A 2,951-nucleotide genomic window follows, 5' to 3' on the forward strand; every position below is an offset into this window, starting at 1 on the left:
AAACATTAACACTTCGAAGAAAACGAAGGGAAAAAATTGACTATTGCCAACACATACACGCTAGTATGTGTCGATGGAGTCCATTCCCGTGGACGAAATCAGTTGGTTATGCTAATAAGAGCGTATGGTGGATGCCTTGGCACTAAGAGCCGATGAAAGACGTGATAAGCTGCGAAAAGCTTCGGGGAGGAGCAAATATCCATTGATCCGGAGATCTCTGAATGGGGAAACCTAACTGAGCAATCCTCAGTTATCCTGACGCCAATCCATAACGTCAGGAGGGGAACCCGGTGAACTGAAACATCTAAGTAGCCGGAGGAAGAGAAAACAACATGTGATTTCCAAAGTAGCGGCGAGCGAAATGGAAAGAGCCCAAACCGGAGTGCGTGCACTCCGGGGTTCGGACCGCGGAATTGATTCAGCAAGTCTAGCAGAATGGTTTTGGGAAAGCCAGCCAGAGAGGGTGAAAGCCCCGTAAGCGAAAGACGAGCAGACATGGCGGGATCCAGAGTACCACGAGACACGTGGAACCTTGTGGGAATATGCGGGGACCACCCCGTAAGGCTAAATACTACTTAGTGACCGATAGCGCATAGTACTGTGAAGGAAAGGTGAAAAGGACCCCGGGAGGGGAGTGAAAGAGAACCTGAAACCATATGTTTACAAGCTGTGGAACCGCTTTATATGCGGAACCGCGTACTTTTTGTAGAACGGTCCGGCGAGTTACGCTGGCTGGCGAGGTTAAGCACTTTAAGGTGCGGAGCCGAAGGGAAACCAAGTCTGAAGAGGGCGAAATGAGTCAGTCGGAGTAGACCCGAAACCGGGTGATCTATCCATGTCCAGGTTGAAGTTGCCGTAAAAGGCAATGGAGGACCGAACCCACATCCGTTGAAAAGGGTGGGGATGAGGTGTGGATAGGGGAGAAATTCCAATCGAACCCGGAGATAGCTGGTTCTCCTCGAAATAGCTTTAGGGCTAGCCTCATACAAGTCTTGCGGAGGTAGAGCACTGAATTCTTAAGGGGGCGTCAAAGCTTACCAAGAGATATCAAACTCCGAATGCCGCGTAGATGATGTATGGGAGTCAGACTGCACGAGATAAGTTGGGCAGTCGAAAGGGAAAGAGCCCAGACCTACAGCTAAGGTCCCAAAATGTGTGTTAAGTGGAAAAGGATGTGGGATTTCGAAGACAACTAGGATGTTGGCTCAGAAGCAGCCATACATTCAAAGAGTGCGTAATAGCTCACTAGTCGAGAGGTCCTGCGCCGAAAATGTCCGGGGCTGAAACACACTGCCGAAGCTTAGGAATTTACGAACGTAGATTGGTAGAGGAGCATTGCATACGAGACGAAGCAGTACCGGAAGGAGCTGTGGATTGTATGGAAGAGAGAATGCCGGAATGAGTAGCGAGAGGAAGGTGGGAATCCTTCCGGCCGAATATCTAAGGTTTCCAGGGTAAAGCTGATCTGCCCTGGGTAAGTCGGGACCTAAGGCGAGGTCGAGAGACGTAGCCGATGGACAACAGGTTGAAATTCCTGTACTGTCATATGACAGAACTGTGGGGACGCAGGCAGAGAGCGCGAGCCGGGAACGGAAAGCCCGGCGCAAGCGAGGTAGGAGTACATCAGGCAAATCCGGTGTGCAATCCGAAGACGTGAAGCGGACTGAACTTAAAGTAGGGAAGAGCGTGAGCTGACTGCCAAGAAAAGCCGCTATTGTTCATATGATACCCGTACCGTAAACCGACACAGGTGGATGAGGAGAGAATCCTAAGGCCGACGGGAGAAGCATTGTTAAGGAACTCGGCAAAATGACTCCGTAACTTCGGGAGAAGGAGTGCCATGCGAATGGCCGCAGAGAATTGGCCCAAGCAACTGTTTAGCAAAAACACAGGTCTATGCAAAACCGAAAGGTGAGGTATATGGGCTGACGCCTGCCCGGTGCTGGAAGGTTAAGGGGAGAGGTTAGCGCAAGCGAAGCTTTGAACTTAAGCCCCAGTAAACGGCGGCCGTAACTATAACGGTCCTAAGGTAGCGAAATTCCTTGTCGGGTAAGTTCCGACCCGCACGAAAGGCGTAATGATTTGGGCACTGTCTCAACAATGCACCCGGTGAAATTGAAATACCAGTGAAGATGCTGGTTACCTGCGCCAGGACGGAAAGACCCCATGGAGCTTTACTCCAGCTTGATACTGGGATTCGATATTGCATGTACAGGATAGGTGGGAGGCTAGGAAATGGCAACGCCAGTTGCCATGGAGCCACTGTTGGGATACCACCCTTGCAGTATTGGGTTTCTAACCAGCAGCCGTGATCCGGCTGGGGGACAATGTCAGGTGGGGAGTTTGACTGGGGCGGTCGCCTCCGAAAGGGTATCGGAGGCGCTCAAAGGTTCCCTCAGAATGGTTGGAAACCATTCGAAGAGTGCAAAGGCAGAAGGGAGCTTGACTGCGACACCGACGGGTGGAGCAGGTACGAAAGTAGGACTTAGTGATCCGGTGGTATAAAGTGGGATTGCCATCGCTCAACGGATAAAAGCTACCCTGGGGATAACAGGCTTATCACTCCCAAGAGTTCACATCGACGGAGTGGTTTGGCACCTCGATGTCGGCTCATCGCATCCTGGGGCTGGAGTAGGTCCCAAGGGTTGGGCTGTTCGCCCATTAAAGCGGTACGCGAGCTGGGTTCAGAACGTCGTGAGACAGTTCGGTCCCTATCCGGCGTGGGCGTAGGATATTTGAGAGGAGCTGTCCTTAGTACGAGAGGACCGGGATGGACTGGCCGCTGGTGTACCTGTTGTACTGCCAAGTGCATAGCAGGGTAGCCAAGCCGGGACGGGATAAACGCTGAAGGCATCTAAGCGTGAAGCCCCCCTCAAGATGAGATATCCCATAACGTCAAGTTAGTAAGACCCCTTGAAGACGACGAGGTAGATAGGGCAGAGGTGGAAGTG

1 rRNA gene is annotated in these 2,951 nt (G+C 51.9%); it reads left to right on the forward strand.

What is annotated here, in order from left to right:
* Nucleotides 1-104: 104 nt before the first annotated feature.
* A 23S ribosomal RNA gene (locus tag I2H87_RS13615) occupies nucleotides 105-2,951 on the forward strand; the annotation flags it as partial.

It is taken from the genome of Mediterraneibacter glycyrrhizinilyticus, from assembly GCF_015560805.1.
Classification (GTDB): domain Bacteria; phylum Bacillota; class Clostridia; order Lachnospirales; family Lachnospiraceae; genus Schaedlerella; species Schaedlerella glycyrrhizinilytica_A.